The sequence below is a fragment of the Streptomyces sp. NPDC028907 genome, assembly GCF_055564995.1.
Map to the genome: position 1 here is coordinate 1 of NZ_JBVHVE010000025.1, position 26,547 is coordinate 26,547.

Genomic DNA, 26,547 nt, shown 5'->3' on the forward strand with positions numbered 1-26,547 from the left:
CCGAGGAGGGTGACGAACTCACCGGGCGCGACATCGAGCGTGATGTCGTCCAGGACGAGCTGCTGCCCGGCGGGGCCGGCGAAGGACTTCGAGACGTGGTCGATGCGCGCGGCGTGCTCGACGGACGCATCCGTGTCGGCGGCCTTGGCGAGGGCGGTAGCCATGGTCGTCACCTCCTGGGGAACTCGGAATCCGGAAACGGGACTTACTCGACGCCGAGCCCGGCGTCGTCGAACTCGGGTTCGCCCTCGGCCTTGAGGACCCTGTTCAGCGGTGTCAGGTCGTAGATGCCGGTCAGGTCCGGCTTCTGGAGCAGCCCCGCCTCGAACGCGTGCTGGGCCTCGGTGTTCAGCGTGGCCGCGAGCGGGTCGTCGGTGACCTGGATGGACTGCCACGCCGGGTCGAGCACGTCGGTCGGCAGCGCCTTCCCGGTGTCGGACTTCAGCTGCGCGTTCGCCGCGGCCTTCGCCTTCTCCGGGTTGTCGTCGATCCACCGGTTGGTCCGCACCGAGGCGCGCAGTACGGCCTCGACGGCCTCGGGGTGCTCCTTGAGGAAGTCCTGCCGCACGATGACGTTCGTGATCACGAACTTCTTGTCCGGCCACAGGTCGGCCTCGTCCAGCAGCACCTTCCCGCCCTCGGCGACCAGCTTCGACGCGGTCGGCTCCGGCACCCACGCACCGTCGATCGACCCCGACCGGTAGGCGTCCGGCGTGATCTTGTTGTCCGTACGGACGACGGACACGTCGCCCTTGCCGCTCTGCGCGTCGACCTTCCAGCCCTGCTCGGCGACCCAGTCGAGGAACGCCACGTCCTGGGTGTTGCCGAGCTGCGGCGTGGCGATCCTCTTGCCCTTGACGTCCTTCAAGGACTTGATCTTGTCGGGGTTGACGACGAGCTTCACGCCGCCCGAGGCCGAACCCGAGATGATCCGCAGATTCGTGCCGTCCGACCTGAGGTAGCCGTTGATGGCGGGGGAGGGGCCGATCCAGCCGATGTCGATGGACTTGGAGTTCAGCGCCTCGATCTCCGAGGGACCGGCGTTGAACGTGGCGTACTGCGCCGTCGTCCCGCCCAGCTCCTTCTGGAACAGCCCCTCGTGCCGCCCGACCAGTGCCGTGGCGTGCGTGAGGTTGCCGAAGTAGCCGATCCGCACCGAGTCCAGGCCGTCGACCTTGGCCGCCCCGGCGATGGCGTGCTCCGTGTTCTCCTTGGCCTGGGAGCCGTAGCCGCAGGCCGCGAGGGCCAGCAGCGGCAGCGCGGCCAGGACGGCGAACGTCCGTCGCAGGGCGGGGGTGGCAGGCACGGGAGGTGTTCCTCTCGGTGGCCCGGCGTCACGCCCGTGTCAGGTCGTGGCCGGGGAGTCGGCGGGATTGTGGGGACCGGCGCACACACGGTGCGCGCACGTCAGCGCGCACATCGCGCCACTCCGCCCTGCCCGCTGCCGAGGACGCCGCTGCCGACGCGGCCGCCCTCCTTCGCGAACGTGGAGTACACGTCGTGGGCCTTCATGTCAGAAGTCCCACCCGTCGTCCTCGGCCTCGTCCTTGACCGGCTCCGGCGAGGCGAACGACTCGCCGACCATGCCCGCGGTGAGCGTGGTGCCGTCGCTGGGGTCGATCAGGATGAACGATCCGGTGCGGCGCGAGTCGGCGTAGGAGTCGACCGGCAGCGGCTCGGCGGTACGGACCTTCACCCGGCCGATGTCGTTGGCGACGAGCTGCCCCGGGTGCGGGTGCAGGGACAGGTCGTCCAGCGTGAGCCGGGACGGGATGTCCTTCACGATCGCCTTGACCGTGCGCGTGCCGTGCTTGAGCAGCACCCGGTGACCGACGGTCAGCGGCGCGTCGGCGACATGGCAGACGGTGGCCTCGATGTCCTGCGTGGTCGGCGGCGCGTCCTTGGTCGGCACGATCAGGTCGCCGCGCGAGATGTCGATGTCGTCCTCCAGCAGGAGGGTCACCGACTGCGTGGTCCACGCGATGTCGACCGGCTCGCCCAGCAGGTCGATGCCGGAGATCTTCGACGTACGGCCCGACGGCAGCACGGTCACCGACTCGCCGACCCGGAACGAACCGGCGGCGATCTGACCGGCGTAACCCCGGTAGTCCGGGTGCTCCGCGGTCTGCGGCCGGATCACGACCTGCACGGGCAGCCGGGCGTGGCAGTGGCTCAGGTCGTGGGTGACCGGGACCGTCTCCAGGTGCTCCAGGAAGGTCGGGCCGCCGTACCAGTCCATGTTCGCCGACGCGTCCACCACGTTGTCGCCGGCCAGCGCCGAGATCGGGATCGCGGTGATCTCCGGGACACCCAGTTCCAGCGCGTACGCCGTGAACTCCTCGGCGATCGCGGCGAAGACGGACTCCTGGTAGTCGACCAGGTCCATCTTGTTCACGGCGAGCACGACGTGCGGCACCCGCAGCAGGGCCGCGATCGCCGCGTGCCGGCGGGTCTGCTCGACCACGCCGTTGCGGGCGTCGACCAGGATCACCGTCAGCTCGGCCGTCGACGCGCCCGTCACCATGTTGCGGGTGTACTGCACATGGCCCGGAGTGTCGGCCAGGATGAACCGGCGGCGCGGGGTCGCGAAGTAGCGATACGCCACATCGATGGTGATGCCCTGCTCGCGCTCGGCGCGCAGACCGTCCGTCAGCAGCGCCAGGTCGGGCGCCTCCTGGCCGCGGTTGCGGGAGGCGTGCTCGACGGCCTCCAGCTGGTCGGCGAGCACCGACTTGGAGTCGTGCAGCAGCCGGCCGACGAGCGTGGACTTTCCGTCGTCGACGGAGCCCGCGGTGGCGAACCGCAGCAGTGTGGTGGCCGAGAGCTCCTCGGTCGTGATCGTGCTCATGCTTAGAAGTACCCCTCGCGCTTGCGGTCTTCCATCGCGGCCTCGGAGAGCTTGTCGTCGGCGCGGGTGGCGCCGCGCTCGGTGAGCCGGGACGCGGCGATCTCGGCGATGACCTGTTCCAGGGTCACCGCGTCGGAGTCGACGGCACCCGTGCAGGACATGTCGCCGACGGTCCGGTAGCGGATGAGCCGCTTCTCGACGGTCTCGCCGTCCTTGGGCCCGCCCCACTCGCCCGCCGTCAGCCACATGCCGCCCCTGGCGAACACGTCACGCTCGTGCGCGAAGTAGATCTGCGGCAGCTCGATCCCCTCACGGGCGATGTACTGCCACACGTCCAGCTCGGTCCAGTTGGACAGCGGGAACACGCGGACGTGCTCGCCGGGCGCGTGCCGGCCGTTGTACAGGTTCCACAGCTCGGGCCGCTGCCGGCGCGGGTCCCACTGCGAGAACTCGTCCCGCAGCGAGAAGACGCGCTCCTTGGCCCGCGCCTTCTCCTCGTCGCGCCGACCGCCGCCGAAGACCGCGTCGAACTTCTCGCTCTGGATCTTCTCCGTCAGCGGCACCGTCTGCAGCGGGTTGCGCGTGCCGTCCGGGCGCTCCTTGAGTACCCCCCGGTCGATGTAGTCCTGCACCGACGCGACGTGCAGCCGCAGGTTGTGCTTCTCGACCGTACGGTCGCGGTACTCGATGACCTCGGGGAAGTTGTGCCCCGTGTCGACGTGCAGCAGCGTGAACGGCACCGGCGCCGGCGCGAACGCCTTCAGCGCCAGGTGCAGCATGACGATGGAGTCCTTGCCGCCGGAGAACAGGATCACCGGCCGCTCGAACTCGCCCGCCACCTCACGGAAGATGTGGACGGCCTCGGATTCCAGCGCGTCCAGGTGGGAGAGGGCGTACGGGGAGTCCGTACCGTCCTCGCCTCCCTTGACCGTGGCAACGGTCGTCGTCATGCCAGTCCCCTCTCGGTGAGCAGCGCGTGGACCGCGCCCGCGGATTCCTGGACGGTCTGGTTCTGCGACTCGATCCGCAGATCGGGCGACTCGGGCGCCTCGTACGGGTCGTCGACCCCGGTCAGCCCCGTCAGCTCGCCCGCGGCCTGCTTGGCGTACAGCCCCTTCACATCGCGTACGGAGCACACCTCGACCGGAGTGGCCACGTGCACCTCGAGGTACGCCGTCCCGCCCTCCTGGTGGCGCTTGCGTACCGCGTCACGGCTGTCGGCGTAGGGCGCGATCACCGGGACGAGCGCCGTCACGCCGTTACGGGCGAGCAGTTCGGCGAGGAAGCCGATGCGCTGCACGTTGGTGTGCCGGTCCTCGCGGCTGAAGCCGAGGCCCGCCGAGATGAACTCGCGGATCTCGTCGCCGTCGAGCACCTCGACGCGGTGGCCCTCCTCGCGGAGCCGGCCGGCCAGTTCGTAGGCGATGGTGGTCTTGCCGGCGCTCGGCAGACCCGTGAGCCAGACGGTGGCTCCGCTCGTCACGTGGTTCTCCAAATTCGCAGAAGGCGTGGGAAACGCCGAGGACTCGGTCATGGGTCAGCCGTGCAGTCCGCACTCGGTCTTGGCTCGGCCCGCCCAGCGGCCGGCCCGGGCGTCCTCGCCCTGCAGGACCCGGCGGGTGCAGGGCGCGCAGCCGACGGAGGCGTAGCCGTCCATCAGCAGCGGGTTGGTGAGGACACCGTGCTCGGTGACGTAGGCGTCGACGTCGTCCTGCGTCCAGCGGGCGATCGGGGAGATCTTGACCTTCTGGCGCTTCTCGTCCCAGCCGACGACCGGGGTGTTCGCCCGGGTCGGGGACTCGTCGCGGCGCAGGCCGGTCGCCCAGGCCACATAGTCCTTCAGGCCCCGCTCCAGCGGCTCGACCTTGCGCAGCTTGCAGCACAGGTCGGGGTCGCGGTCGTGCAGCTTCGGACCGTACTCGGCGTCCTGCTCGGCGACCGTCTGGCGCGGGGTGAGCGTGATGACGTTGACGTCCATCACGGCCTCGACCGCGTCGCGGGTGCCGATGGTCTCCTCGAAGTGGTAGCCGGTGTCGAGGAAGACGACGTCCACGCCGGGCATCGCGCGGGAGGCGAGGTGGGCGACCACCGCGTCCTCCATCGACGAGGTCACGCAGAAGCGCTTGCCGAAGGTGCCGACCGCCCACTGCAGGATCTCCAGCGCGGAGGCGTCCTCCAGGTCACGGCCCGCCTGCTCGGCGAGCGCCTTCAGATCGTCGGTCGTGCGCTCTTCCTGAAGCGTCGTCATATCCGTTTTCCCCCTGCGTCGTTGTGCTGAAGGCCCTGGGCGAGCAGCCCGAGGAACTTCAACTGGAATGCGCGGTTGCACGCCGCGCATTCCCACGCGCCGTGACCCTGCTCGCTGGGACGGAGGTCCTCGTCACCGCAGTAGGGGCAGTAGAAGGGGGCGGCCCGCTCGCTCATGGCCCCTCCTTTCGCTGTCGTTCGCTGACGCTCACGACAGTGCCTCCTCGGAGGCGCGCGCGGCCCAGGCGGCGAACCGCTCGCCGTCCTCGCGCTCGTCCTGGAAGCGCTTCAGCACGCGCTCGACGTAGTCGGGCAGCTCGTCGGAGGTGACCTTCAGACCACGCACCTTGCGGCCGAAGCCGGCCTCCAGGCCCAGCGCGCCACCGAGGTGCACCTGGTAGCCCTCGACCTGCTCGCCCTGGTCGTTGAGGACCAGCTGGCCCTTGAGACCGATGTCCGCCACCTGGATACGGGCGCAGGCGTTCGGGCAGCCGTTGAGGTTGATGGTGATCGGCTCGTCGAACTCCGGGATGCGGCGTTCGAGTTCGTCGATCAGCTGGGAGCCGCGCGCCTTGGTCTCGACGATGGCGAGCTTGCAGTACTCGATGCCGGTGCAGGCCATGGTGCCGCGCCGGAACGGGGACGGCTTGGCCGTCAGGTCCAGCGCCTCCAGGGCCTCGACCAGCGGCTCGACCTGCGCCTCCTCGACATCGAGGACGATCATCTTCTGCTCGACGGTGGTGCGGACCCGGTTCGAGCCGTGCGCCTCGGCCACCTCGGCGATCTTCGTGAGCGTGGCGCCGTCGACCCGGCCGACGCGCGGCGCGAAACCGACGTAGTAGCGGCCGTCCTTCTGCCGGTGCACACCGACGTGGTCGCGCCAGCGGCCCGCGGGGTCGGCGGGCGCGGGACCGTCGACGAGCTTGCGCCCCAGGTAGTCGTCCTCCAGGACCTGGCGGAACTTCTCCGGGCCCCAGTCGGCGACGAGGAACTTCAGGCGGGCGCGCGTCCGCAGGCGCCGGTAACCCCAGTCACGGAAGATGCCCACCACGCCGGCCCACACCTCGGGCACCTCGTCCAGCGGCACCCAGGCGCCGAGGCGGACGCCGAGCTTCGGGTTGGTGGACAGCCCGCCGCCTACCCACAGGTCGAAGCCGGGGCCGTGCTCGGGGTGCTCGACACCGACGAAGGCGATGTCGTTGATCTCGTGGACCACGTCCAGGAGCGGGGAGCCGGAGATCGCCGTCTTGAACTTGCGCGGCAGGTTGGAGAACTCCTTGCTGCCGATGTACCGCTCGTGGATCTCGTCGATCGCCCAGGTGCCGTCGACGATCTCGTCCTCGGCGATCCCGGCGACCGGCGAGCCGATGACGACACGCGGGCAGTCGCCGCAGGCCTCCGTGGTGGACAGCCCGACCGCCTCCAGGCGGTTCCAGATCTCCGGCACGTCCTCGATGCGGATCCAGTGCAGCTGGATGTTCTGCCGGTCGGTGATGTCCGCGCTGCCGCGCGCGAACTCCTCGGAGATCTCGCCGATCACCCGCAGCTGCTGGGTGGTGAGGCGTCCGCCGTCGATCCGCACCCGCAGCATGAAGTACTTGTCGTCCAGCTCCTCCGGCTCCAGGATCGCGGTCTTGCCGCCGTCGATCCCGGGCTTGCGCTGGGTGTACAGGCCCCACCAGCGCATCCGGCCGCGCAGGTCGTTGGGGTCGATCGAGTCGAAGCCCCGCTTGGAGTAGATCGTCTCAATGCGTGTCCGCACATTGAGACCGTCGTCGTCCTTCTTGAACTGTTCGTTGCCGTTCAGCGGGGTGTGGTGCCCCGCGGCCCACTGACCCTCACCGCGGTGACGGCTCACCTTGCGGCGGGGAGTCGCGGCGGCAGGTTTCTGCGGGGTGGCGGCCATGGTTGATACGTCCTTCGGGACAGGCGGAATGCGGCTCTGACCTGCGCATACGGGCGCATGGGTATAGGTGCGCGTCATTGCGCGGGAATGAAGCGAGAAGAGAGAGATGTCGGGCGCTGCGGGGCTGTCAGCGCGCCGGACAGATGGCGCTGGACATGCGGCCGAGGTCGACGTGCCGCCGACTCACCAAGGCAATTCCAGTTCCAGACATGACGGAAGCGTGTCACGGCGATCTGGACAGAGTCCAGCTTCGTCCAAGATGCGGACACCCTTGTCCCGGAGAGTGAGACAAGGGTGGTGTTGGTCACATGGCCTGTATCGGGCCTTTCCTCCCCAGCTCAGCCGGGGTAGGCGCCCGGCCACGGACCGGGCGTGGCCACCACGGCCTCCTCCTCGACCTTGGTGTCGAAGAGCTTGAAGCCACGACGCTGGTAGTTGGCCATGGCGTGCTCGCCGTCCTTGCTGCATGTGTGCAGCCAGACCCGCTTCGTCTGGGCGAGGCCCGGCCAGCGGTCCGCGAGGTCCCAGGCGCGGGCGGCGCCGTACGACAGCAGGTGCCCGCCGATGCGGCGTCCGCGGAAGGCCGGGATCAGGCCGAAGTGCTCGATCTCCACGACGCCGTCGTCCTGCGGGCTCAGCTCCAGGTAGCCGGCGGGCGTGCCGCGGTCGTAGGCCACCCAGGTCTCGACTCCAGCGCGCTCCAGGTGTGCCTGCCATTGCGCGTACGTCCAGCCGAGCTGGTCGGTCCAGAGGATGTCGCCGCCCACAGAGGTGTACAGGAAGCGGCTGAACTCGGGGGAGGGCACCTCGGAGCGGACGATCTTCACGTCGCCCTCCGGGGTCTGGGCCGGGAGGAGGTCGGTGGGCGCGGTCTGTTCCAGGGACCAGGTGGTCACGGCGATGTTGGGCATGTCGGCCAGGGAACCACCCGAGTGGCCGATCTGTCGATCGGCGGCCACGCGGGCCGCCCCTGGCCGGGCGGCTACCCCAGTGCTCGGTCGATCGACGTCAGCGGCACGGCGAACAGCATCCGCCCTGACTGGGACCAGACCTCCCCGGTCGCCTCCCAGTACGACAGCGGGCCGGCCCGGACGCCCCAGCAGCGGGGCGCGTCCTGCGAGCCGCAGCGGGTCGCCTCGGCGCCGTCGGTGTCCTGGCGCCACAGGCTGCCCTGCCGGTCCGTGGAGCCCGGGGCGCGGCTGACGTACCAGTCGGAGCGCTCCGTCCCGGCGGAAGGGCGGGACAGGACGCCCGCGATGCCGGACGCCTCCGTCTCGTACGCCTCGACCGCGGACGCGGATCCGGTGGCGTCGGTGGAGAGCAGGCCGGCGCGGGCCGGGTCCTTGCTGAAGTCGTAGCGCCACAGACGGGCGTGCCGGTCGCTGTCGACGGCGGTCCGCTCGCTCGCGACCAGGCTGTCGGGCGCCGTGGCCCGGTCCAGGGAGATGCCGCCGAGCGCGGGAGCGCTGCTTCCGCCGGTCAGCCGGTACGAGCCGACGGCCGGCAGGACGAACCGGTAGCCGTGCGCCGACCAGCCATCCTTGACGCGGCCCACCGCGGAGCTGTCCACCGTGGTGCGCTGGACGCGGTTCATGTCGTACACGTACAGGCCGTCGCCCGCGGTGACCAGCAGCTTGTCCTGGTACCAGACCATCCCCGACAGGCGGGACGGCAGGGCGCGGTAGTCGCGTCCGCCGTCCACCGGGACGACCAGGAGGGCCGACGCGTACCTGAGGCGGCTCAGGTCGTTCGCGTCGACGAAGGCGACCCGGGCGAGACCGCGGTCGGCGGTGCCCTGGCTCCAGCCGGAGAGCAGCACCCGGTTGTCGTTCCACCAGCCGTCGTCGTCGGCGTCGCCCGAGGTGGTGATCGCCCCCGCCCGCCAGGTCCGGGTGTCGGCGGCGTCCCAGCAGTACGCGCGGGTGGCCGCCGGCGAGATCGGCAGTGCCGTGCGCTCGTCGGCCGTGCAGCCGGACGCGGTACGCAGGCTCCGGTCGGCGGTCTCCAGGACGGCACTGACACCGACCGGCCTGCCCATCCCGGAGGCGAGTTCGTCGAGGGTGGCCTGCGGGACCAACTGCTCCTGCAGCCGGAGTGCGCGGGTCTCCGCCGCCCTGGTGAGGGGCTCCAGCGCCCCGGGGTTGTCGCCGACCGTGGCCTGTGACGCGCTGATCATCGTGGCGGCGGCGGTGAGCGCGAGGGCGGTTCCGGCGAGGAACGCGCGCACCGCGCGGCCCTGCTTGCGTCGACGATGTCTGCCGCGGTGCTTCATCACAACCTCCCGAGGCGGGCCAACTGCGGCTATTGGTCTGTGCGTTGACCAAAGGAGCAGGTGGGGCGGCCCGTACAGGGATGCTACGGCAGTTGAGCGTGGTTGCGGACTAAGACCCCGCAAATATGCGGAAGATGTACTCCGCGGGCCGTCCTGACTCAGGACACGTCGGCCGAGATCCGCCCCCGGGCCACCGCGGGTGCCGTCGAGTGCGGCAGCAGATCGCGCGGGTCGTCCGGCAGCAGCACCTCGACCTCCGCGTCCTCGCGGAAGCGGTACGGCCGATGCTCCAGGAACGCCCCGAGGTAGCGCCGTACCCGGGACATCTCGGCGCGCACTGTCACCGTACGCCCCGCGTCCCCGAACACGTCCTCGGCCAGCTCCGCGGCGCTGCGGCCGACCCGGTGCAGGGCCAGCAGGTACAGCAACTCGGCATGCCGGGGACTCAGTTCGTGGCTCCAGGACCCGGCGCCGCCGGACACCGTCACCGACCAGCGGCGCGGCTGGGTCAGGTCCAGCGCGATCCGTGTCGCCGCGGCCGGAACCGGCTCCACCGAGGCCCGCAGCAGCCAGCCGCCGGCCAGCGGCTCCACCGAGCACAGGCCCAGCGGCGGCAGCCACCGTCGGCCCGGCGACAGCGACTTGGGCAGCGCGATCCGGTGCGTGTACGGCATTCCGGACACCGCTGCCGTCCAGCCGTCGCGGTCCACCACCAGCGCCCGGCCGGGCAGCCGCGCCAGCACCGGCGCCGCCACCGCACGCAGCCGCTCAAGCGAGGTCAGATGCAGCTCTCGCAGCCGGGCCTCGGCGAGCTTGGCCACCGAGTCGACCCAGGCGAGCGTCGCCGGATGCATGGTCTCCAGCGGCCCGCTGATGTCCACCACGCCGATCAGCCTGCCGTCCCGGGGATCCGTGATGGGGGCGCCGGTGCAGGTCCAGGAGGTCTGCGAGCGCTGGAAGTGCTCGGAGGCGAAGACCTGCACGGGCCGGCGCACGACCGCCGGGGTCCCCACGCCGTTCGTGCCGACGACGCTTTCCCGCCAGTCGGCGCCGAGTTCGAAGCCGAGGTGGTCGGCCTTGCGCAGCACGGAGGAGTTGCCCTCCCGCCACAGCACCCGGCCGTCGTCGTCGGCGACGACCATGATGTGGTGGGCGACGTCCGCGACCGACAGCAGGCCCTCGCGCAGCACCGGCAGGACATGTCTGAGCGTGGTGTCCTCCCGGCGCCGCTGCACCTCCTCGCGGGTCAGCAGCCCGGACCTGAAGTCGTGGTCCGGGTCGACGCCGCTGCGCAGCATGCGTGACCAGGACTGCTCGATCACCGGGCGCGGCGCGACGGGGGCGCGCCGGCCGGAGAGCGTGGCGGCGCGGACCTCGCTGAGTACTCGGGCCGCCCGCGCCGCGTCCACGGCGGCCAGCTGCGTCACGTCCGTCGGCGAGTGCGCCAAGGGTCCTCTCCGTTCGGGTGTGTCCTGACCGTGTGTCTCATAGTGCCGCCCGCCGCTCGCGGAGGCACACACTCCGCACACAGACGCCAACAAGTTGCAACCCCTTGCAACCCTGGTGGACGGCTCTGGCCTGGTTGAAACTTGAGCAACGCCGTCCCGAGCGGCGTTCGCGGCCTCGAACGGGCCATGGTGGGGGTGGTGCCGTGTCGGCGCAGCACCACCCCCTACCTCCGGCGGTTGGGCCGTTGCGCCTTGGGCGGGCGCCGCGTGGGGTTTCGGGCGGCTGCGGGTGCGTCGTGGCTGGTCGCGCCCGCGCGGCGGAGCCGCAGATTGATACAGCCCCGCGCCCCTGGGTCGGTCAGCTCACCGGCGTCGCCCGGTTCACGATGGCCACCTGAGCGAGGTTGTGGGGCAGTGTGCCGAAGGCAAGGCCTCCGTCGGTGCCCAGGCGCGACGCGCAGAAGGAGTCTGCCACCTCCGGGGGAGCGAAGCGGACGAGCAGGGAGCCCTGAAGGACCAGTGCCAGTCGTTCCGTCAGCCGCCGGGCCCGTCCCTCGATGCCCTCCAGGTCGGCCAGTTCTGTCAGGAGGGCCTTGATCGCCGTGTCGAGGCGGTGGTCGGCGCCGCGGGCCTTGCCCACTTCCTGGAGGTAGGCGTTGAGGGCGGCGGGCTCGCGTTGCAGGGCGCGCAGGACGTCCAGCGCCTGGACGTTGCCGGCACCCTCCCAGATCGAGTTCAGGGGGGACTCGCGGACCAGGCGGGGCATGCCGGACTCCTCGACGTAGCCGTTGCCGCCCAGGCATTCGGCGGCCTCGACCGTGAGGGGTGTGCAGCGCTTGGTCACCCAGTACTTGGCGGCCGGTACCGCGATCCGCAGCAGGGCGCGCTCCTGTTCGCCGCCGTCGTCGTAGGCGGCGGCGAGGCGCAGTGCGAGGACCGTCGCCGCCTCGGACTCGACGGCCAGGTCGGCCAGGACGTTGCGCATCAGGGGCCGGTCGACGAGCTTTCCGCCGAACGCCTCCCGGTGGGCGCAGTGGTGGACCGCCTGCGCGACGGCCTGCCGCATCAGGCCCGCCGAGCCGAGGACACAGTCGAGGCGGGTCGCCGCCACCATCTCGATGATGGTGCGCACCCCGCGGCCCTCCTCACCGACCCGGCGCGCCCAGGTCCCGTCGAACTCGACCTCGGCGGAGGCGTTGGAGCGGTTGCCCAGCTTGTTCTTGAGACGCTGGATCAGGAAGACGTTGCGGCTGCCGTCCTCCAGTACGCGTGGGACGAGGAAGCAGGTCAGCCCCGCGGGCGCCTGCGCGAGGACCAGGAAGCCGTCCGACATCGGCGCCGAGCAGAACCACTTGTGGCCGGTCAGCGTGTACGTGCCTGCTTCGGCGAGCGGGGTGGCGGCCGTCGTGTTGGCGCGCACGTCGCTGCCGCCCTGCTTCTCCGTCATGCCCATCCCGAACAGGGCTCCGGCCTTCCGCCCGGCGGGCCGCAGCTCACGGTCGTAGATCATGGACGTCAGCCGTGGCTCCCACTCGGCGGCCAGGCCGGGATCCGTGCGCAGGGCGGGGACGGCGGCGTGGGTCATGGACAGCGGGCAGCCGTTGCCGGCCTCGACCTGGGTCCAGAGGAGGAAAGCCGCCGCCCGTCGGACGTGGCCGCCGGGACGCGCCCAGGCCGCGGTCAGCCCCGCCGCGACGCCCTTGCCGAGCAGCCGGTGCCAGGCCGGATGGAAGTCGACCTCGTCGATCCGGTGGCCGTAGCGGTCATGGGTGCGCAGCGTCGGCGGGTGCTCGTTGGCCAGCACCCCCCACTCCTGCACCTGCGCCGACCCGCTGGTCTTCCCGAGCGCCGCCAGCTCGCCCCGGACCTCGTCCAGCAGCTCCGGGTCGAGGTGACGTTCGACGGCTTCGCTCAGGGCGCGGTCGGAGGTGTAGGCGTCGTACCCGACAAGGGGCGGGGGCTGGTTGGTCACGGTGTGCGTGCTGCCTGCCATGGCTGTGAACCTATCCCTCCACGAGGCGTCGGTCTCCACCGTGACACGGCCCCGGCGAGGGGGACCGGGCAGGCGGCGAGGATCGCACCCGGCGCCGCGGTGAGTGCGCCCCCGCACGGCGGATACCTTTAGGTCGTGCAGCCAGCAAGTGAATCGTCCCCTCAGCAGCCCTCCGGGCGCCTCCACCGGGCGCGGGTCCTCTACCGGAACGTCTCGAAGCGCCGGACCGCCTGGCTGTTGATCAAGGACACCGTCAACTCCTGCATCGAGTACCGCATCCTGGGACTCGCCGCCGAGGCCGCGTTCTTCACGCTGCTGTCCGTGCCGCCGCTGCTGCTCAGCATGATCGGCCTCCTCGGCTACGTCGACGACTGGACCGGCACCGACACCATCAGCAGCCTGGAGGCCAACCTCATCGAGGCCTCGCGCACCGTCCTGTCCGACAAGGGCGTGCGCCAGATCGCCCAGCCGATCCTGGACGACGTGATGCACGGCGGTCGTCCCGACGTCATCTCCGTCGGCTTCCTGTTCGCGCTGTGGTCGGGGTCGCGCGCGGTGAACGTCTTCATAGACACGATCACCGTGATGTACGGCCTCGACGGCGTCCGCGGCATCGTCAAGACCCGGCTGGTGGCGTTCGCGCTGTTCATCGCGGCCCTGCTGATCGGCTCGGTGGCACTGCCGCTGATGGTGGCGGGACCGGACGCGGTGGTACGGATCGTGCCCTGGTCGGAGACCCTGGTGCAGGTCCTTTACTGGCCCGTCGTGATCGTCCTGTCGATCGCCTTCCTGACCACGCTCTACCACGTGTCCGTGCCGGTCCGCTCCCCCTGGATCGAGGACGTGCCCGGTGCGCTGGTCGCCCTCGGCATGTGGGTGCTGGGCAGCTTCCTGCTGCGCATCTACCTGACGAACACGATCGAGGGCGCGTCGATCTACGGCTCCCTCGCCGCCGCCGTCGCCGTGATGCTGTGGATCGGCGTGTCCGCGTTCGCCGTGCTCGTCGGGGCCGCGGTCAACGCCGCGATCGACCGGGTCTGGCCGGCCGCCGCGACGGCCGCGGCCCGCGCCGCCAACGAACGGCTGCGCGAGGCCCAGGTCGCCGAGTACGTCGCCCGGGCCGCCGCGGCCCACGACCACGACCCCGAGGACCCGGACATGCCGTCGGAGTTCCCCGAGCGCTGGACCCGCTTCCTCCCCCCGGAGGACGTCACCTCGCGGCTGCGCACCCACGCCAAGAGCACCCACCACCACCCTCCGCACAAGCCCGAGGACTCCTAGCCCGGCCGCGGCCGGACGTTCAGGCCTTCCACGCCCCCGCCGCCGCGGCCTCCCGCGCGAAGTCGGCGAAGTCGCGCGGCGCCCGGCCCAGTACCTCCCGGACGTCGTCCGTGACATGGGCGTTGCGGCCGTCCATGAGGGTGTCGAAGACCTCGATCAGGAGTTCGGCCTCCTCCGGCGGCACCCCGAAGCCGGTCAGGGCCTCGCCGTAGGCCCGGGTCGGGACCGGTGTGTACGTGATCGTGTCGCCCGTCGCCCCGGAGATCTCCGCGACCGCCTCCCGCCAGGACAGCAGCCGCGGCCCGGTCAGCTCCAGTGTCCGCCCCACGTAGCGGTCACCGGACGTCAGCACCGCCGTCACCACGTCCGCGATGTCCCGCACGTCGACGAACGGCTCCCGCACCTCGCCCGCCGGGAACACCAGCTCCCCGTGGACCATCCCCTCCACCAGCGGCCCCTCGCTGAAGTTCTGCGAGAACCACGACGCCCGTACGATCGTCCAGTCCGCGCCGGACGACGTCAGCGCCTCCTCGGTCGGCAACGCCTGGACCTCCCCCCGCGCCGACAGCAGCACCAGCCGCCGCACCCCGAGCCCGACCGCCTCCCGCGCCAGCGCCCCGATGCCCTCGGCCGCCGCCGGGGAGCCCACGTCCGACGGGTACATCAGATACGCCGCGTCCGCGTCCCGCAGGGTCTCAGCCCACGTCGTCGGGTCCTCCCAGTCGAAGCCCTGCGCGCGGGACGCGGCCCGCACCGCGAGCCCCGCCCCGCGCGTCGCTCGCGCCACCCGGCTCCCCGTACGACCCGAGGCCCCGGTCACCACTACCGTCATCCGCTGCGTGTTCGCCGTGTCGGCTGCGTTCTCCGTCATGCCTCCAGTCAACGGCCGCGCGTCCCAACAGCCCATCGCCGAACGGCTCATTCGCATGCGCGGCCGTCTACGCTGAACGCCATGGACGCCCTTGCAGGCCTGTTGGAGGGTCCACGCGCGCGTGGCGCCTTCATGATCCGCGCGTGCTTCGAACCGCCCTGGTCCATCCGTATCGAGGACCGCGCCCCGCTCACCGTCATGGTCATGGTCCGCGGCGACGCCTGGGTGATCCCCGACCAGGGCGAGCGAAGCGAGATGGGGTTCCCCCCGGCCGAAGGCCGGGGGAGGATCCGGCTGCGCCCCGGCGACCTCGCCATCGCCCGCGGCCCCGACCCCTACACCTGCGCCGACGACCCCGGCACCGCGCCCCAGGCCCTGATCCTGCCGGGCGCCGAGTGCCGCTACCCCGACGGTCGCTCCCTCAACGGCTCTATGGACCTGGGCGTGCGCACCTGGGGTGATCGGCTCGACGGGTCGGCCGTGATGCTGATCGGCACCTATCTGTGGCAGGGCGAGATCAGCGGGCGGCTGCTGAACGCGTTGCCGCCGCTGCTGTGCCTCCCGGCCGACGTGTGGGACTGCCCGCTCACGCCGTACCTCATGGAGGAGATCGTCCGCGACGAGCCCGGGCAGGAGGTGGTGCTGGACAGGCTGCTCGACCTGCTGGTCATCGCCGCGCTGCGGGCCTGGTTCTCCCGCCCGGAGGCGGAGGCTCCCGCCTGGTACCGGGCGCTGGCGGACCCGGTCGTCGGGCGCGTCCTGCGTTTGGTCCAGGACGATCCCGCGCATCCCTGGACGGTCGCCTCGCTCGCCGCCAAGGCGGGGGTGTCGCGGGCCGCGCTCGGGCGGCGGTTCACGGAGCTGGTGGGGGAGCCGCCGATGACGTACCTCACCGGGTGGCGGCTGGCACTGGCGGCGGATGCGTTGCGGGACACCGGGGACACGTTGGACGCCATCGCCCGGCGGGTTGGTTATGGGAGCGCGTTTGCGTTGTCCAGTGCGTTCAAGAGGGTTTATGGGGTCAGTCCGCAGGAGTATCGGGCGCGGGTCGTGGGGTAGGGCGGGGTTCGCCGTCGGGGGGCGGTGCTTCGCGGGGTGCGGGTTCGGTGTGGCTGGTCGCGCCCACGCGGCGGAGCCGCATATCGACACGGCCCCGCACCCCTCAAGGGGTGGCCGCGTAGCCTCGTTTGTATGTACGCGGAGTGGCAGTCTCGGCTGCCCGGCGCTGTGGTGTGGACCAATGCGCCCGGCGGGCCCGGGCGTGTGCTGCCCGACGGGTGTATGGATCTGCTCTGGCACGACGGGCGGTTGCTCGTTGCCGGGCCCGATACTCGGGCATACGTCACGGAGGGGGCGGTGAGTACCTGGGTGGGGTTGCGGTTCCGGCCGGGTGCCGCGCCTGCCTTCTTCGAGGCGCCGGCGTATGAACTGCGGGACCAGCGTGTGGAGTTGGCCGAGTTGTGGCCCGCGGCGGAGGTGCGGCGGCTGCAAGGGCGTGTCGCGGCGGCCGCTGACCTCGCCACGGCGCTCGAAGAGGTCGCACTGGAACGCGCGACGCCATCGGACCCTCTGCTGGACAGGCTGGTCGGGGCCCTCCACGCCGGGCGTCCGGTCGCCGCCACCGCCGACGAACTCGGCGTCGGCGCACGCCAGTTGCACCGCAGATCGCTCGCCGCCTTCGGGTACGGTCCAAAGACTCTCGCCCGGATCCTGCGGCTGCAAAGGGCTCTCGCGCTGGCCCGTGAGGGCGTGGGCTTCGCCGAGACGGCCGTGCGGACGGGGTTCGCCGATCAGGCTCATCTGGCCCGGGACGTCAAGGAACTCGCGGGGCTGCCGCTCGGGGAGCTACTCGGCCGGCGGGGCGGTTAGGGGCGCGAACAGGTCGACGCCGTTGCCGTCCGGGTCGTGCACGCAGGCGTAGCGCTGGCCCCAGAAGGCGTCCCACGGCTTGAGCTCGCCGTGGTAGCCGGCGCCGACCAGGTCCTCGTACACGGCGTCGACCTCCGTCGGGTCGTCGCAGCGCAGCGCAAGGGAGTGGCGGCCGCCACCGCTGGGCGGCTGCCAGTGTGGGAGGAAGGACCGCACCGTCGCCTCGGTGTCGAGCAGCAGGCGCAGCCCGCCCGGGAGCTCGGCCTCGGCGTGGGGCTCGTGTTCGGCGTCCTCGGGGAACGCGAACCCGAGGCGGCGGTAGAAGGTGACAGAGGCGGCCATGTCGGAGACGACGAGGCCGATGGCATCGAATCGTGGAGTCATGCGGCCAGCGTAGACAGCCGGGCGGCGGCCGGTCTTGAAGGAATCGGACAGCGAGCGGACTCCTAATGGAACGTGACCGGGCCCCTCGGCGTGTCCACCGTGAACGAGATCCCCACGGGACCCCGTGTGAGGTCGAGGTCCGTGCCGAGCGCCGACAGCAGGGGGTGGATCTCCTCCGGGTCGGGGGCGCTCGCGGACAGGGAGAGCAGAGGGGTGACCGGCAGGTCGGATGCGGTGGGGTGGACCGTGGCGCTCCAGTCGATCAGGAAGGGTACGAGGCCGGAGGGGTGGGCGTCGTCGCCGTCGGTCAGCCGCCACCGCAGCAGGGTGCCGTCGGGTCTGCGGCGGCTCATCGTCTGCGCCGCGCCGGGGTCGTACCCCTGGGCTCGGGCGGCCTCGATGGCAGCGTCCAGGTCGAGCGGGCTGATCGCCCAGGTCACCGTGCGCGCGGCGGTGAGCCCGTCGACCTCGAAGGGGCGCGGCTGCCCCGGCGTGGACTGCTCGGGGTCCGGACCGATGATCTCCAGATAGCTCGCGCCGCCCAGCGACACCAGGTAGTTGCGGGTGCCGAGCCCGATGTGCACGCCGCCCGGCGCCGGGGTCACGCCGGTGCGTCGGGCGAAGCCGGCGACCGTGGCGGACAGGTCCGGGGTCGCGAGGACGAGATGGTCCAGGAGCGCGGGAATGGCGTTCATCGCAGCCGAGGCTACGCAGAGCGGCGCGCGATATGGAACACCTGTGCGCCGGACGGCGGGTACCGGGTCACTCGTCGTGGACGAGCGTGCCGTCGTCGAGCATCGTCGGATGGATCTTCATGGGGCCGTAGTCGTCCAGGTCCGAAGGACGCGGGGTCTCCGGGCCGTCGGGGCCCATGCGGAGCAGGCGCTCGGCGCGGCAGATCCGGAAGACCCGGTCCTCCACCCGGGCCTCGTCGGCGCGTTCGAGCGCCCGGAACTCCTCGGCGGCCTTCGCGTACACGGCCTTCCTCGCGTCGTCGAACCGGTACAGCATGGGCCACATCTCGCCCAGCGCGTCGTACAGCACCCGCCGGGCGTCATGCGGGGTGGACTGCAGGGCGACGGCCGGCTCCCAGCCGGTGCGTTCGCGCTCGACGACGCCGAAGCAGGTGGGCAGCAGCACGATCCCTGGGTGCGAGAGTGCCGCCCGTTCCGAGTCACGGCGTACCAGGGCCGGGAACCGGATGCCCTGGTACGTGAAGTCCCGCAGCGCCGCCCGCAGGGCGCCCGCCATCGGGCCGCCGTCCAGGTAATCAGGGTCGAGGACGAAGTCCAGGTCGGGGGAGGGGGCGTGGTCGGCGCGCGGGTCCCAGGTCCGTTCCGCGGGTTCCGGGTCGGTGGGCCGGGGCGGCTCCAGCGCGTCCTGGTCGTCGCAGCGCGTGAACTCGTCCCCGCGCACGATCCGGTACCGCAGACCGCACGCAACGACCTCGTTCACCGGCTCCCGGCTCAACACGTCCACGGCGGCGAGCAGTTCACGCCGTACGGCCGAATCGTCGGTGTCGTCCTTCGCGCGGAACCACAGATACGTGTTCAGCGCGTCCCGGCACACCTGCGGCATGCCGTTCACGACCGGCTTCAGCACCCGCCACTCGGGCCCCGCCGCCGGATCCTGCACGGCGACGCCGAACACCGGCCCCCGCAGGGCGAACCCGGGATACCGCAGAGAGGCATCCATCGCGTCGGCCTCCCGCACCCAGGCGGCGGGGTCGTCACGCCGGACCAACTCCTCGTGGAGCGCGTGGATCTGTCGCTGCCAGTCATGGTTCATGCACGCATTGTCGCGAGATGTCGTCTGCCCGTGTGGGTGAACCGGCCCAACAAACCGGGTTGTTGGACCGGTCGACGCCGCTGCCGCACGTGATCCGAAAATTTCGGACCACTTGCGGCAGTGGGCACGTCCGCCCAGGTCACCTAGGCTCGGCCGCATGCCCGCACGACTCCTCGTCCACACCCGGACCACCGGCTACCGGCACGCGTCCATCCCGGCCGGCGTCGAAGCCGTACGTACCCTCGCCGACTTCGAAGTCGACCACACCGAGGACCCGACGGCCCTCGACCGGCCCCTGGACGGATACGCCGCCGTCGTCTTCCTCTCCACCAGCGGCGAGGTGCTCACCCCGGCCGGGCGCGAGCGGCTCGCCGCGTACGTCGAGGCGGGCGGCGGCTTCGTCGGGGTGCACGCGGCGGCCTGCACCGAGTACGACTGGCCGTACTACGGCGAACTGCTGGGCGCCCGGTTCGACCGGCACCCCGACTACCAGCCGGGCAAGGCGCTCGTCGAGGACCGCGAGCACCCGGCCACCCGGCACCTGCCCGCCGTATGGGACTTCGTCGACGAGTGGTACGACTTCCGCAGCAACCCCCGGGGCGCGGTACAGGTGTTGGTCAGCGCCGACGAGTCCTCGTACGAGGGCGGCGGCATGGGCGAGGACCATCCGCTGGCGTGGAGCCGTGAGCAGGGAGCCGGACGCGTCTTCTACACGGCCCTCGGCCACGCCCCCGAGGCCTACGACGACCCCGACTTCCGCGCCCACCTCCTCGGCGGCATCGACTGGGCGGCCCGGCTGGGCCGGTGACAGGGCGACCCGGCCCACGCTCCCGCCGCCTACGGGCCGAGCCGCCACAGCTGCTTGTCCGGGTCAGGAGGCCGAAAGCCGCTTGCGGAGCGCGCGGAACTGGGGGCCGTAGGTGCCGGGGACGTAGGGGTTCGGGGTCTCCATCAGTTCCACGGCGGGCCGCTCCAGGCCGCGCATGGCGTGGATGGCCGCGCCCAGGGTGCGGTGGCCGCCGCCCGCCCAGGCCGCGTCGAGGGTGTCCAGCACGGTGCTGTAGGTGGCGTCGAAGTGGTGCAGGAGCTGCCGCACCCGGGCCGGCGGGTCGGGCCAGCCGCCGGCCGGGATCGGGGCCATGGGGCGTACGTCGGGGAAGGGTACGGGCGCGCCGACGTAACTCCAGCCGTGGTCGGTGCGGCGCAGCTCCCGGCCGTGGTAGATCTCGCCGAAGGCGTAGTAGTGCGCCGGGTGGTCGTCCTCGAAGGAGGCCGAAGGCGAGCTGCTGGTGCCTTCGCCCTGTTCCATGATGATCTCGACGGCCTGCTCGACGTGGTCGGGGGTGACGATCGGCGACAGGTCGTCGGAGAAGACGTACTGCGACAGCTGCCCCCGCGCGGACAGTTCGGGTCGCACCGTCCGGAACGCCCTCAGCAGCTCTTCGTAGAACTCGCCGACGGTGGGTGAGGCCTGGGCGCTGCGGACGAGCGACTCCTCGGGGGCCTCGATCGCCATCATCACATCGCGTACGTAGGCCTTGGTCAGGCCCGACAGGTAGACGGTCACGCCGGCCCGTACACCGCCCGGCAGCGGGCCGGGGTAGACCGGCGCGGCGGCCTTGATCTGCGGCCTTCCGCCCACGGCCACCAGCAGGTTGCAGACGATGCCGAGGTGGTACATCTCGTCGCCGACGATGCGCTGGATCAGCCGCGCGACCTCGCTGCGGCGGTCCTTCACGGACCACAGGCCGCAGAAGTACGGCGGGATGGTGGCGAGTTCCAGTCCCACGGCCACCTGAAGGGCCGACCTGATCCAGTTGACCCCGCGGCTGTCCGCGGGAACGGCCAGCAGCCGTGCCACGGACCCGCGGGCGGGCGCCGCGAGCGCACCGCCCGTCGCAGGCGCGGCGGCCTGCGCGGGACCGGCGACCGCAACGGCGACCGGCGCGCCGCCCGCCAGCGCGGCAGACGCCAGGAAACTCCTGCGCCTGAACGGAGCAACCGCCTGACTGTCCGGCTCTTCGCTCATACCCGTCCCTCTCGACTCTCGCCTCAGCTGATGGCCATGGCCCCGCCTCGGCGCGATGCCCCCGGGACCCTCGGACAGCTCGCGAAGCTAGCAACGATCAACGCCGCCACCAGGGCGGACGGGCCGGTCGGCGCATCAACCACCCTGTCGGTCCAACGCGATCAAGGTCGGCGGCGCGCGCCGGGTCCGCTCAGTGAGCGTGGGCCGCGACGGTGCTGCCCTCGGCCTCGCGGACCGCGATGCGGGCGAGTTTCGTGAGCATCATGCCGTTGCGGATCCGGACGAGATAGTCGACGGGAAGCCCGTGCATCCGGATGCCGGGGCCGCGCAGGGCATGCCAGTCGAGAGTGAAGAGGGTGTTCTCGCCCCAGGGGATCAGCCGCATGGCGATCCGGGCCGCGCCGAAGGGATCCGCCTTGGCCTCCAGCTCCAGCCGGCGCTGCGGTTCGCAGATCCGCACGACACAGGTGTCGTCGAGGACCAGCGGCCCGACCCCGACCCGGACCTGGAGACGGGCGCCCACGTCGGGCCAGTGCGGGTCCGCCTCGAGGACCTGCTGCGTTCCCGACACCCATTCCCCGTAGCGATGGCCCTCGGACAGCAGGCCCCAGACCCTCGACGGCGAGCTCAGGATGAGACGGCGGTTACGGGCCACACCGACCACGCTCCTTCCGGACACTCCCGAACTGCTGGACCTGCCGTCCACCGGCCCCTCGACGCTAGGGCCTGTCCGGCGGACCAGCCCGGCGTCGCGGGGCCCGGCACCCGCATCCGCCGTGCTGCCGTCCGTCACCGACGCCCCGCGTCGACTTCCTCCATCGCCTGTCAGCCGCCCCCACCGGACCCCGCTCACCTGCGCTGATGGAGTGCCGTGCCGTGCAGCCGGCCTGATCCGCCGGACAGGCCCTGGCCGCCCACGCAGCCCGGCATCCGTAACCGTGGTCCGCTCGGCCGACCAGGTGAAGGCTCAGCGGGAGCGCGTGCGCGGCACGGCCGTGCTTGCCCGTTCCACCAACCGCGTCGACAGCTCCGTGCGCGTACTCTCCGGCCGCTCCCCGTCCATCATCCGCACCAGCAGTCGCAGTGCCGTCGCCGCCATCTCCGACAGCGGCTGGCGGACCGTGGTCAGGGCCGGGGCGATCCAGCGGGCCTCCGGCAGATCGTCGAAGCCCACGACGCTCATGTCGTCCGGCACGCTCATTCCCCGTTCCGCCAGCGCCTCGTAGACGCCGAGGGCCATCCGGTCCGAGCAGACGAAGACGGCCGTCGGCGGTTCGGGCAGGTCGAGGAGTTCCAGCATCCGGCGTCTGGCGACCCCCTCGTCGAAACTCGCGTGCCGGACGTACTCGGGACGGTGCCGCACTCCGGCCGACGCGAGCGCCGAGCGGTACCCGGCCACCCGGGCGGTGCTGCACATCTTGCGCTGATGACCGGCGACGACCGCGATCCGCTCATGGCCCAGCGCCAGCAGATGCTCGGTCGCCGTCACACCGCCGTGCCAGTTCGCCGCGCCCACCGAGACCACGCCGGGCGGGGGCTCCAGCACCGGGTCGATCATCACGAACGGGATGCGGTGCTGCTCCAGCCAGGCGTACTGGGACGCGGTCAGCTCGGCCAGGTTGAACAGCACCCCGGACGAGCCGCGCGCGGTGAGCTTGTCCAGCCAGCCCCGCTCCGGGCGCCCGCCCCGCGTCCGGGTCAGCCCGGCCGAGACCACCACCTCAAGTCCCGCGTCATGGGCCGCCGCCTCCACCCCGTGCAGCACCGCACCCGACCACGAGGTGTCCAGCGAGTGCACGACCAGATCGACCAGGCCGGGTGTCTTCGCCGCGTCGAAGCGCGGCCTGCGGACATAGCCCAGCCGGTCCAGCGCCTCGGTGACCCGGCGGCGGGTCTCCGGGGCCACGTCCTCCCGGCCGTTGACCACCTTGGACGCGGTCGGCACGGACACCCCGGCCTCACGGGCCACGACGGCCAGGGTCGGTCCGGCGGTCACGCTCGTTCCGCCCGTTCGGACCATCGGGAACCACCTCTCCGGCCCGCCCGAGGGCCATGAAAGTTTCGACCAGCGCGGAAACAGTAAGCGCTTCCTACCCTAGGTTCGCCACAATGAGTCCGGAAGAGGCCGGAGATCGCAGGTCTGCCAGGTCCCCGACTTTCGAAACTTCGAACACGCCCCGGGCTACCAGCAGGTGAGGCGGAATCCCGTGAAATCGGCCGTGAACAACGCGTCGACGAGATCCACGGCATGCACACCGGCCATCGCCCCGGTGAAACGCAGCTTGGAGCCGTAGTCGTCCGACAGCTTGGTGAAGTCAAGCGGCGGCCCGACCAGGGCGCGCACACCCCCGCGCACGTACCAGAACTGCGCCAGGCCGTCCTCGACGGTCACGCCCAGCGTCAACGGCGTGCTCGCGTCCACCTCCATGACGGCCATCTGGCGGGTCCCGAACTCCTCCCGCTCCACGAGCCTCAGTACCGTACGACCCCCACCGCGCCACTGCTGCCCGCGCTGCCCCTCACCCTCGGGCTCCGCCCAGGTGAGGTCGAGACTCAGATACGCCTCCGCGTTGTACCGCAGGACCAGCCCGGCGGCCTGTGTGAAGGTGCGGGGCGCGGCCTGAACGGTGACCTCGGCCTCCGCCCGGTGCTCGGTGATCCGCCGCGCCAGCAGACTGTGCGCCCAGCGCGACTCGGGACCGTGCCGGCCGCGCAGCCTGATCCAGCCGGGCCGGACGGTGGTGTCGGCCCAGCTCGGGTCGACCGGGCCGCGCAGGGTGCTCCAGGGCCAGCCGAGATCCGCGCCGGGCTCGGCGCCGCCCGCGCCGGGCTCGGCCTCCGCCTCCGCCTCGACGGGAGGCGTCGACACCTCGACCTCGACCGCCGGATGCCACCCGCCGTGCCGCAACCGCGGCCACCCGTCCCGGTCCCAGGTCACCGCCTGGATCGCGGTCTCCCGCCCGAGCGGACAGCGCGGACCGTCCGGCGTCCGCAACGGCCGCGCCGTGAGATGACTCATCACCCACTCGCCCTCGGGCGTCTCCACCAGCTCCGCGTGCCCCGCCTTCTGCAACGGCACCGCGGGGTCGTCACGCGTCGTCAGCAAGGGCTGGCCGTCCAGCTCGTACGGCCCGGTGATCGCCCGGCTGCGCGCGACCAGCACCCCGTGCTCCACACCCGTGCCACCCTCCGCCAGCACGAGATGGAACCAGCCGTCCCGCTTGACCAGTTTCGGCCCCTCGATGAGCCGTTCGTGCTGCACCAGCAGATGCGTGTCACCGACCGGCACCAGCGTCTCGCGATCGATCTCCGTGAGCACGATCCCGGCGAACCGCCGACCGCCCGGACGGTGGTCGTTCTGGAGGTTGAGCAGCCACAGCCGCCCCTCGTCATGGAAGAGCGCGGGGTCGAACCCATGGCCGGCGATCCGCCGCGGCGGCGTCCAGGTGCCGCCGACCTCCGTGGCCGTACTGACGTACGTGTCCGTGTCGAAGTACGGCGTGCCCACCGAGCGCACGACCGAGTACACCACCCAGAACCGCTCCCCGTCCCAGCTCAGCGAGGGAGCCCAGATGCCACCGGAGTCGGGGACCCCGGCCAGCGAGTCTCCGGGCGCCGCACCCCGCACGTGACCCGCGTACTCCCAGTGCGCCAGGTCCCGGGACCGGTGGATCGGGATCGTGGGGAACCACTCGAAGGAACTCGTCGCCACGTAGTACCAGTCGCCGGCCCGGACCAGGGAGGGGTCCGGGGCGAAACCGCGGATGACGGGATTGTGCAGCACGGTCACTTCAGGGCCCCCAGCGTCACGCCGCTCCGCCAGTAGCGCCGCATCGCGATCATCACGATGGCCATGGGGATGATGGACAGAAGCGCACCTGTCAGGACGAGGCTGGTCACGTCGATGCCCGACTCCAGTCGTTTCCCGGACCAGTTGTACAGACCCAGGTTGAGCGTCCAGTTCTCCTCGCCCCGCAGCACGGTCAACGGCAGGAAGAAGGCGTTCCAGGTGTTGACGAAGGCGAGCAGGAAGACCGTCGCACCGCCCGTCGTCATCATTCGCAGCACGATGCTGAAGAAGATCCGCAGCTCACCGGCACCGTCGATGCGGGCCGCCTCCAGTAGTTCGAACGGGATCGTGGCCTCGGTGTACACCTTGGCCAGATAGACGCTGAACGGGTTGATCAGACACGGGATCAGCATCGCCCACGGGGTGTCGACCATGCCGATCGCCGAGAAGAGCAGGTACAGCGGCAGGGTGAGCAGTGCGATCGGAATCAGGTAGGCCCCCACCACGGCGGCGAACACCGCGCTCCGCCCCGGGAAGTCGAAGCGCGCCAGCCCGTAGCCAGTGGCGAGGGCGATGAGCGTGCCGCCGAGCGAGCCGACACCGGCGTACAGGAGCGAGTTGGCGGTCCAGCGCAGGAAGATGCCGTCCTCGTACGTGAACACCTGTTGCAGGTTGTCCCAGAGATGCCAACCCGAGAACCACAGCCCGTTGCTCTGGTAGAGCCCCACCCGGTCCTTGGTCGAGGCGATGATCAGCCAGTACACGGGGAACAGGCTGTAGACACTGGCCAGGATCAGACCGAGCAGCAGGAAGCGCTGCCCGCCGCGGGAGCGCGCGGCCGGGTCGGGACGGGTACGCCGGCGCAGTCCGCCCCCACCGGCCGGCGCGGCCGGGGTCTGCGTGCCGTTTTCCTTACGGTTGGCGGTCAGCGCCATCAGTCCGCCTCCCTTGAGGTCAGCCGGTAGAAGAGCAAGGACGCGACACCGAGGATCAAGGCGAGCAGCACCGAAAGGGCCGCGGCGTAGTGGTAGTTGCCGGCGTTGAACGCCTGGTTGTAGATGATCATGATCGGGGTGAAGCTGTCGCTGACGGTCTGCGGCGTGACGTTCCGGAACAGCGCGGGCTCGTTGAAGAGCTGCAGCATCTGGATGATCGACAGCAGCGCCGTCAGCACGAGCGCCCCGCGCACGAACGGGATCTTGATGTTCAGTGCGATCCGCAGCTCGGAGGCACCGTCCAGTCGCGCGGCCTCGAAGAGCTCCCGGGGCACGCCCTGGAGCGCCGAGTAGATGATCACCATGTTGTAGCCGATGAAGTGCCAGGTCAGCAGATTGCCGATGGCCGGCCACACCATGGAGGGCGCGAAGAAGTTCCAGTCGAATCCGAAGAATTCACCGAGTGAGGTCAGGGGTCCCACCTCGGGGCTGTACAGATTGATCCACACGATGGCGGCGACGACACCCGGGATCATGTACGGCACCAGCAGCAGAATCCGGAACCGCCCGGCCACCTTCGCGCTGACCGCGTCCAGGAACAACGCCAGGACCAGACTGATGAGCAGGACGAATGGGATCTGCACACAGGCGAACAGCACGACCCGCAGGATCGACGTCATGAACGCCGAGTCGGTGAGCCCGTTCTGGTAGTTCTCCAGCCCCACGAACTCCGTGGTCGCACCTCCGAGCCCGAGCCCGGACTGCTTCTGGAGAAACAGCGACTGGTAGACCGCGTACCCGATCGGGAGCAGATACAGGAAAGCGAAGCCGAGCTGGAAGGGCACCGTGAAGGCGGCACCCTTCCAGCGCTGGGAGCGAATCATCG

General features: G+C 71.1%; 26 protein-coding genes and 1 pseudogene. 4 read left to right on the plus strand and 23 right to left on the minus strand.

What is annotated here, in order from left to right:
- The 13 genes and pseudogenes from ACZ4UU_RS42870 to ACZ4UU_RS42930 form a co-directional block, all read right to left on the minus strand.
- Positions 1 to 164, minus strand: a pseudogene (locus tag ACZ4UU_RS42870) (ABC transporter ATP-binding protein); the annotation flags it as partial.
- A gap of 41 nt (positions 165 to 205) precedes the next feature.
- Positions 206 to 1,306 (minus strand): aliphatic sulfonate ABC transporter substrate-binding protein, encoded by a 1,101-nt coding sequence (locus ACZ4UU_RS42875; RefSeq protein WP_471908863.1) that lies wholly within the window; start codon positions 1,304 to 1,306, stop codon positions 206 to 208.
- Positions 1,307 to 1,513: 207 nt separating this feature from the next.
- Positions 1,514 to 2,848: a sulfate adenylyltransferase subunit 1 gene (locus ACZ4UU_RS42880; RefSeq protein ID WP_471908864.1), complete on the minus strand. Its 1,335-nt coding sequence runs from the start codon at positions 2,846 to 2,848 to the stop codon at positions 1,514 to 1,516.
- 2 nt (positions 2,849 to 2,850) lie between these two features.
- On the minus strand, positions 2,851 to 3,798 hold the full coding sequence (gene cysD, locus ACZ4UU_RS42885; protein ID WP_471908865.1) for a sulfate adenylyltransferase subunit CysD: 948 nt from the start codon (positions 3,796 to 3,798) through the stop codon (positions 2,851 to 2,853).
- Positions 3,795 to 4,382, minus strand: a complete 588-nt coding sequence (gene cysC / locus ACZ4UU_RS42890) for an adenylyl-sulfate kinase (protein WP_471908866.1) — start codon at positions 4,380 to 4,382, stop codon at positions 3,795 to 3,797. Before cysC ends, cysD begins: the two co-directional genes overlap by 4 nt.
- A 3-nt stretch (positions 4,383 to 4,385) precedes the next feature.
- A complete protein-coding gene (locus tag ACZ4UU_RS42895; RefSeq protein ID WP_471908867.1) occupies positions 4,386 to 5,096 on the minus strand; it encodes a phosphoadenylyl-sulfate reductase in 711 nt (236 codons plus the stop codon).
- Entirely contained in the window at positions 5,093 to 5,272 is a 180-nt protein-coding gene (locus tag ACZ4UU_RS42900) for a hypothetical protein (RefSeq protein ID WP_471908868.1), read from the minus strand. The genes ACZ4UU_RS42895 and ACZ4UU_RS42900 overlap by 4 nt, the downstream gene beginning before the upstream one ends.
- A gap of 31 nt (positions 5,273 to 5,303) precedes the next feature.
- A complete protein-coding gene (locus ACZ4UU_RS42905; RefSeq protein WP_471908869.1) occupies positions 5,304 to 7,001 on the minus strand; it encodes a nitrite/sulfite reductase in 1,698 nt (565 codons plus the stop codon).
- A gap of 127 nt (positions 7,002 to 7,128) precedes the next feature.
- Entirely contained in the window at positions 7,129 to 7,212 is an 84-nt protein-coding gene (locus ACZ4UU_RS42910) for a putative leader peptide (protein WP_310591794.1), read from the minus strand.
- Positions 7,213 to 7,339: 127 nt separating this feature from the next.
- Positions 7,340 to 7,912 (minus strand): GNAT family N-acetyltransferase, encoded by a 573-nt coding sequence (locus ACZ4UU_RS42915; protein ID WP_471908925.1) that lies wholly within the window; start codon positions 7,910 to 7,912, stop codon positions 7,340 to 7,342.
- Between the two features lie 71 nt (positions 7,913 to 7,983).
- Positions 7,984 to 9,273: a hypothetical protein gene (locus tag ACZ4UU_RS42920; RefSeq protein ID WP_471908870.1), complete on the minus strand. Its 1,290-nt coding sequence runs from the start codon at positions 9,271 to 9,273 to the stop codon at positions 7,984 to 7,986.
- 158 nt (positions 9,274 to 9,431) lie between these two features.
- A complete protein-coding gene (locus ACZ4UU_RS42925; RefSeq protein ID WP_471908871.1) occupies positions 9,432 to 10,721 on the minus strand; it encodes a helix-turn-helix domain-containing protein in 1,290 nt (429 codons plus the stop codon).
- 358 nt (positions 10,722 to 11,079) lie between these two features.
- Entirely contained in the window at positions 11,080 to 12,714 is a 1,635-nt protein-coding gene (locus ACZ4UU_RS42930) for an acyl-CoA dehydrogenase family protein (protein WP_471908872.1), read from the minus strand.
- 135 nt (positions 12,715 to 12,849) lie between these two features.
- On the opposite strand from ACZ4UU_RS42930, the gene ACZ4UU_RS42935 reads away from it, so the two are divergent.
- Positions 12,850 to 13,995, plus strand: a complete 1,146-nt coding sequence (locus ACZ4UU_RS42935; protein WP_471908873.1) for a YihY/virulence factor BrkB family protein — start codon at positions 12,850 to 12,852, stop codon at positions 13,993 to 13,995.
- A 19-nt stretch (positions 13,996 to 14,014) separates the two neighbouring features.
- On the opposite strand, the gene ACZ4UU_RS42940 is transcribed toward ACZ4UU_RS42935, so the two are convergent.
- Positions 14,015 to 14,866, minus strand: coding sequence for a Rossmann-fold NAD(P)-binding domain-containing protein (locus ACZ4UU_RS42940; protein WP_471908874.1), 852 nt, complete (start codon positions 14,864 to 14,866; stop codon positions 14,015 to 14,017).
- An 81-nt stretch (positions 14,867 to 14,947) separates the two neighbouring features.
- Here ACZ4UU_RS42940 and ACZ4UU_RS42945 point away from each other — a divergent pair, with 81 nt between their 5' ends.
- The gene (locus ACZ4UU_RS42945) at positions 14,948 to 15,925 is read left to right on the plus strand and encodes an AraC family transcriptional regulator (protein WP_471908875.1); all 978 of its coding nucleotides are present in this window, start codon (positions 14,948 to 14,950) and stop codon (positions 15,923 to 15,925) included.
- A 132-nt stretch (positions 15,926 to 16,057) separates the two neighbouring features.
- Positions 16,058 to 16,735: a helix-turn-helix transcriptional regulator gene (locus ACZ4UU_RS42950; protein WP_471908876.1), complete on the plus strand. Its 678-nt coding sequence runs from the start codon at positions 16,058 to 16,060 to the stop codon at positions 16,733 to 16,735.
- Here ACZ4UU_RS42950 and ACZ4UU_RS42955 read toward each other — a convergent pair.
- The 3 genes from ACZ4UU_RS42955 to ACZ4UU_RS42965 all read right to left on the minus strand — a co-directional run bounded on the left by ACZ4UU_RS42955 (position 16,712) and on the right by ACZ4UU_RS42965 (position 18,907).
- Positions 16,712 to 17,119, minus strand: a complete 408-nt coding sequence (locus ACZ4UU_RS42955; protein WP_471908877.1) for a VOC family protein — start codon at positions 17,117 to 17,119, stop codon at positions 16,712 to 16,714. The genes ACZ4UU_RS42950 and ACZ4UU_RS42955 overlap by 24 nt on opposite strands.
- A 62-nt stretch (positions 17,120 to 17,181) precedes the next feature.
- Positions 17,182 to 17,814: a VOC family protein gene (locus ACZ4UU_RS42960; protein ID WP_471908878.1), complete on the minus strand. Its 633-nt coding sequence runs from the start codon at positions 17,812 to 17,814 to the stop codon at positions 17,182 to 17,184.
- Positions 17,815 to 17,881: 67 nt separating this feature from the next.
- Positions 17,882 to 18,907, minus strand: a complete 1,026-nt coding sequence (locus ACZ4UU_RS42965; RefSeq protein WP_471908879.1) for a DUF5954 family protein — start codon at positions 18,905 to 18,907, stop codon at positions 17,882 to 17,884.
- 157 nt (positions 18,908 to 19,064) lie between these two features.
- Here ACZ4UU_RS42965 and ACZ4UU_RS42970 point away from each other — a divergent pair, with 157 nt between their 5' ends.
- The gene (locus tag ACZ4UU_RS42970; RefSeq protein WP_471908880.1) at positions 19,065 to 19,715 is read left to right on the plus strand and encodes a ThuA domain-containing protein; all 651 of its coding nucleotides are present in this window, start codon (positions 19,065 to 19,067) and stop codon (positions 19,713 to 19,715) included.
- A 63-nt stretch (positions 19,716 to 19,778) separates the two neighbouring features.
- Here the strand turns inward: ACZ4UU_RS42970 and ACZ4UU_RS42975 are convergent, their stop codons facing one another.
- The 6 genes from ACZ4UU_RS42975 to ACZ4UU_RS43000 form a co-directional block, all read right to left on the minus strand.
- Positions 19,779 to 20,936 carry a ferritin-like domain-containing protein gene (locus tag ACZ4UU_RS42975; RefSeq protein ID WP_471908881.1) on the minus strand — a complete coding sequence of 386 codons (1,158 nt, stop codon included), beginning with the start codon at positions 20,934 to 20,936 and terminating at the stop codon, positions 19,779 to 19,781.
- Positions 20,937 to 21,126: 190 nt separating this feature from the next.
- Positions 21,127 to 21,591 carry an SRPBCC family protein gene (locus ACZ4UU_RS42980; protein WP_471908882.1) on the minus strand — a complete coding sequence of 155 codons (465 nt, stop codon included), beginning with the start codon at positions 21,589 to 21,591 and terminating at the stop codon, positions 21,127 to 21,129.
- A 312-nt stretch (positions 21,592 to 21,903) separates the two neighbouring features.
- Positions 21,904 to 22,956 carry a LacI family DNA-binding transcriptional regulator gene (locus tag ACZ4UU_RS42985; RefSeq protein ID WP_471908883.1) on the minus strand — a complete coding sequence of 351 codons (1,053 nt, stop codon included), beginning with the start codon at positions 22,954 to 22,956 and terminating at the stop codon, positions 21,904 to 21,906.
- A gap of 162 nt (positions 22,957 to 23,118) precedes the next feature.
- The gene (locus ACZ4UU_RS42990; RefSeq protein ID WP_471908884.1) at positions 23,119 to 24,726 is read right to left on the minus strand and encodes a glycoside hydrolase family 43 protein; all 1,608 of its coding nucleotides are present in this window, start codon (positions 24,724 to 24,726) and stop codon (positions 23,119 to 23,121) included.
- On the minus strand, positions 24,723 to 25,661 hold the full coding sequence (locus ACZ4UU_RS42995; protein WP_471908885.1) for a carbohydrate ABC transporter permease: 939 nt from the start codon (positions 25,659 to 25,661) through the stop codon (positions 24,723 to 24,725). Before ACZ4UU_RS42995 ends, ACZ4UU_RS42990 begins: the two co-directional genes overlap by 4 nt.
- Positions 25,661 to 26,545 (minus strand): carbohydrate ABC transporter permease, encoded by an 885-nt coding sequence (locus ACZ4UU_RS43000; RefSeq protein ID WP_471908886.1) that lies wholly within the window; start codon positions 26,543 to 26,545, stop codon positions 25,661 to 25,663. Before ACZ4UU_RS43000 ends, ACZ4UU_RS42995 begins: the two co-directional genes overlap by 1 nt.
- Positions 26,546 to 26,547: the final 2 nt, after the last annotated feature.

What these genes read in the sequence shown, in the direction of transcription:
- ACZ4UU_RS42880 (WP_471908864.1), bottom strand. Translation starts at nt 2,848, where the DNA reads ATGAGCACGATCACGACCGAGGAGCTCTCGGCCACCACACTGCTGCGG.
- cysD (WP_471908865.1), bottom strand. Translation starts at nt 3,798, where the DNA reads ATGACGACGACCGTTGCCACGGTCAAGGGAGGCGAGGACGGTACGGAC.
- cysC (WP_471908866.1), bottom strand. Translation starts at nt 4,382, where the DNA reads ATGACCGAGTCCTCGGCGTTTCCCACGCCTTCTGCGAATTTGGAGAAC.
- ACZ4UU_RS42895 (WP_471908867.1), bottom strand. Translation starts at nt 5,096, where the DNA reads ATGACGACGCTTCAGGAAGAGCGCACGACCGACGATCTGAAGGCGCTC.
- ACZ4UU_RS42900 (WP_471908868.1), bottom strand. Translation starts at nt 5,272, where the DNA reads ATGAGCGAGCGGGCCGCCCCCTTCTACTGCCCCTACTGCGGTGACGAG.
- ACZ4UU_RS42905 (WP_471908869.1), bottom strand. Translation starts at nt 7,001, where the DNA reads ATGGCCGCCACCCCGCAGAAACCTGCCGCCGCGACTCCCCGCCGCAAG.
- ACZ4UU_RS42910 (WP_310591794.1), bottom strand. Translation starts at nt 7,212, where the DNA reads ATGTCTGGAACTGGAATTGCCTTGGTGAGTCGGCGGCACGTCGACCTC.
- ACZ4UU_RS42915 (WP_471908925.1), bottom strand. Translation starts at nt 7,912, where the DNA reads ATGCCCAACATCGCCGTGACCACCTGGTCCCTGGAACAGACCGCGCCC.
- ACZ4UU_RS42920 (WP_471908870.1), bottom strand. Translation starts at nt 9,273, where the DNA reads ATGAAGCACCGCGGCAGACATCGTCGACGCAAGCAGGGCCGCGCGGTG.
- ACZ4UU_RS42930 (WP_471908872.1), bottom strand. Translation starts at nt 12,714, where the DNA reads ATGGCAGGCAGCACGCACACCGTGACCAACCAGCCCCCGCCCCTTGTC.
- ACZ4UU_RS42940 (WP_471908874.1), bottom strand. Translation starts at nt 14,866, where the DNA reads ATGACGGAGAACGCAGCCGACACGGCGAACACGCAGCGGATGACGGTA.
- ACZ4UU_RS42945 (WP_471908875.1), top strand. Translation starts at nt 14,948, where the DNA reads ATGGACGCCCTTGCAGGCCTGTTGGAGGGTCCACGCGCGCGTGGCGCC.
- ACZ4UU_RS42950 (WP_471908876.1), top strand. Translation starts at nt 16,058, where the DNA reads ATGTACGCGGAGTGGCAGTCTCGGCTGCCCGGCGCTGTGGTGTGGACC.
- ACZ4UU_RS42955 (WP_471908877.1), bottom strand. Translation starts at nt 17,119, where the DNA reads ATGACTCCACGATTCGATGCCATCGGCCTCGTCGTCTCCGACATGGCC.
- ACZ4UU_RS42960 (WP_471908878.1), bottom strand. Translation starts at nt 17,814, where the DNA reads ATGAACGCCATTCCCGCGCTCCTGGACCATCTCGTCCTCGCGACCCCG.
- ACZ4UU_RS42965 (WP_471908879.1), bottom strand. Translation starts at nt 18,907, where the DNA reads ATGAACCATGACTGGCAGCGACAGATCCACGCGCTCCACGAGGAGTTG.
- ACZ4UU_RS42970 (WP_471908880.1), top strand. Translation starts at nt 19,065, where the DNA reads ATGCCCGCACGACTCCTCGTCCACACCCGGACCACCGGCTACCGGCAC.
- ACZ4UU_RS42975 (WP_471908881.1), bottom strand. Translation starts at nt 20,936, where the DNA reads ATGAGCGAAGAGCCGGACAGTCAGGCGGTTGCTCCGTTCAGGCGCAGG.
- ACZ4UU_RS42985 (WP_471908883.1), bottom strand. Translation starts at nt 22,956, where the DNA reads ATGGTCCGAACGGGCGGAACGAGCGTGACCGCCGGACCGACCCTGGCC.
- ACZ4UU_RS42995 (WP_471908885.1), bottom strand. Translation starts at nt 25,661, where the DNA reads ATGGCGCTGACCGCCAACCGTAAGGAAAACGGCACGCAGACCCCGGCC.
- ACZ4UU_RS43000 (WP_471908886.1), bottom strand. Translation starts at nt 26,545, where the DNA reads ATGATTCGCTCCCAGCGCTGGAAGGGTGCCGCCTTCACGGTGCCCTTC.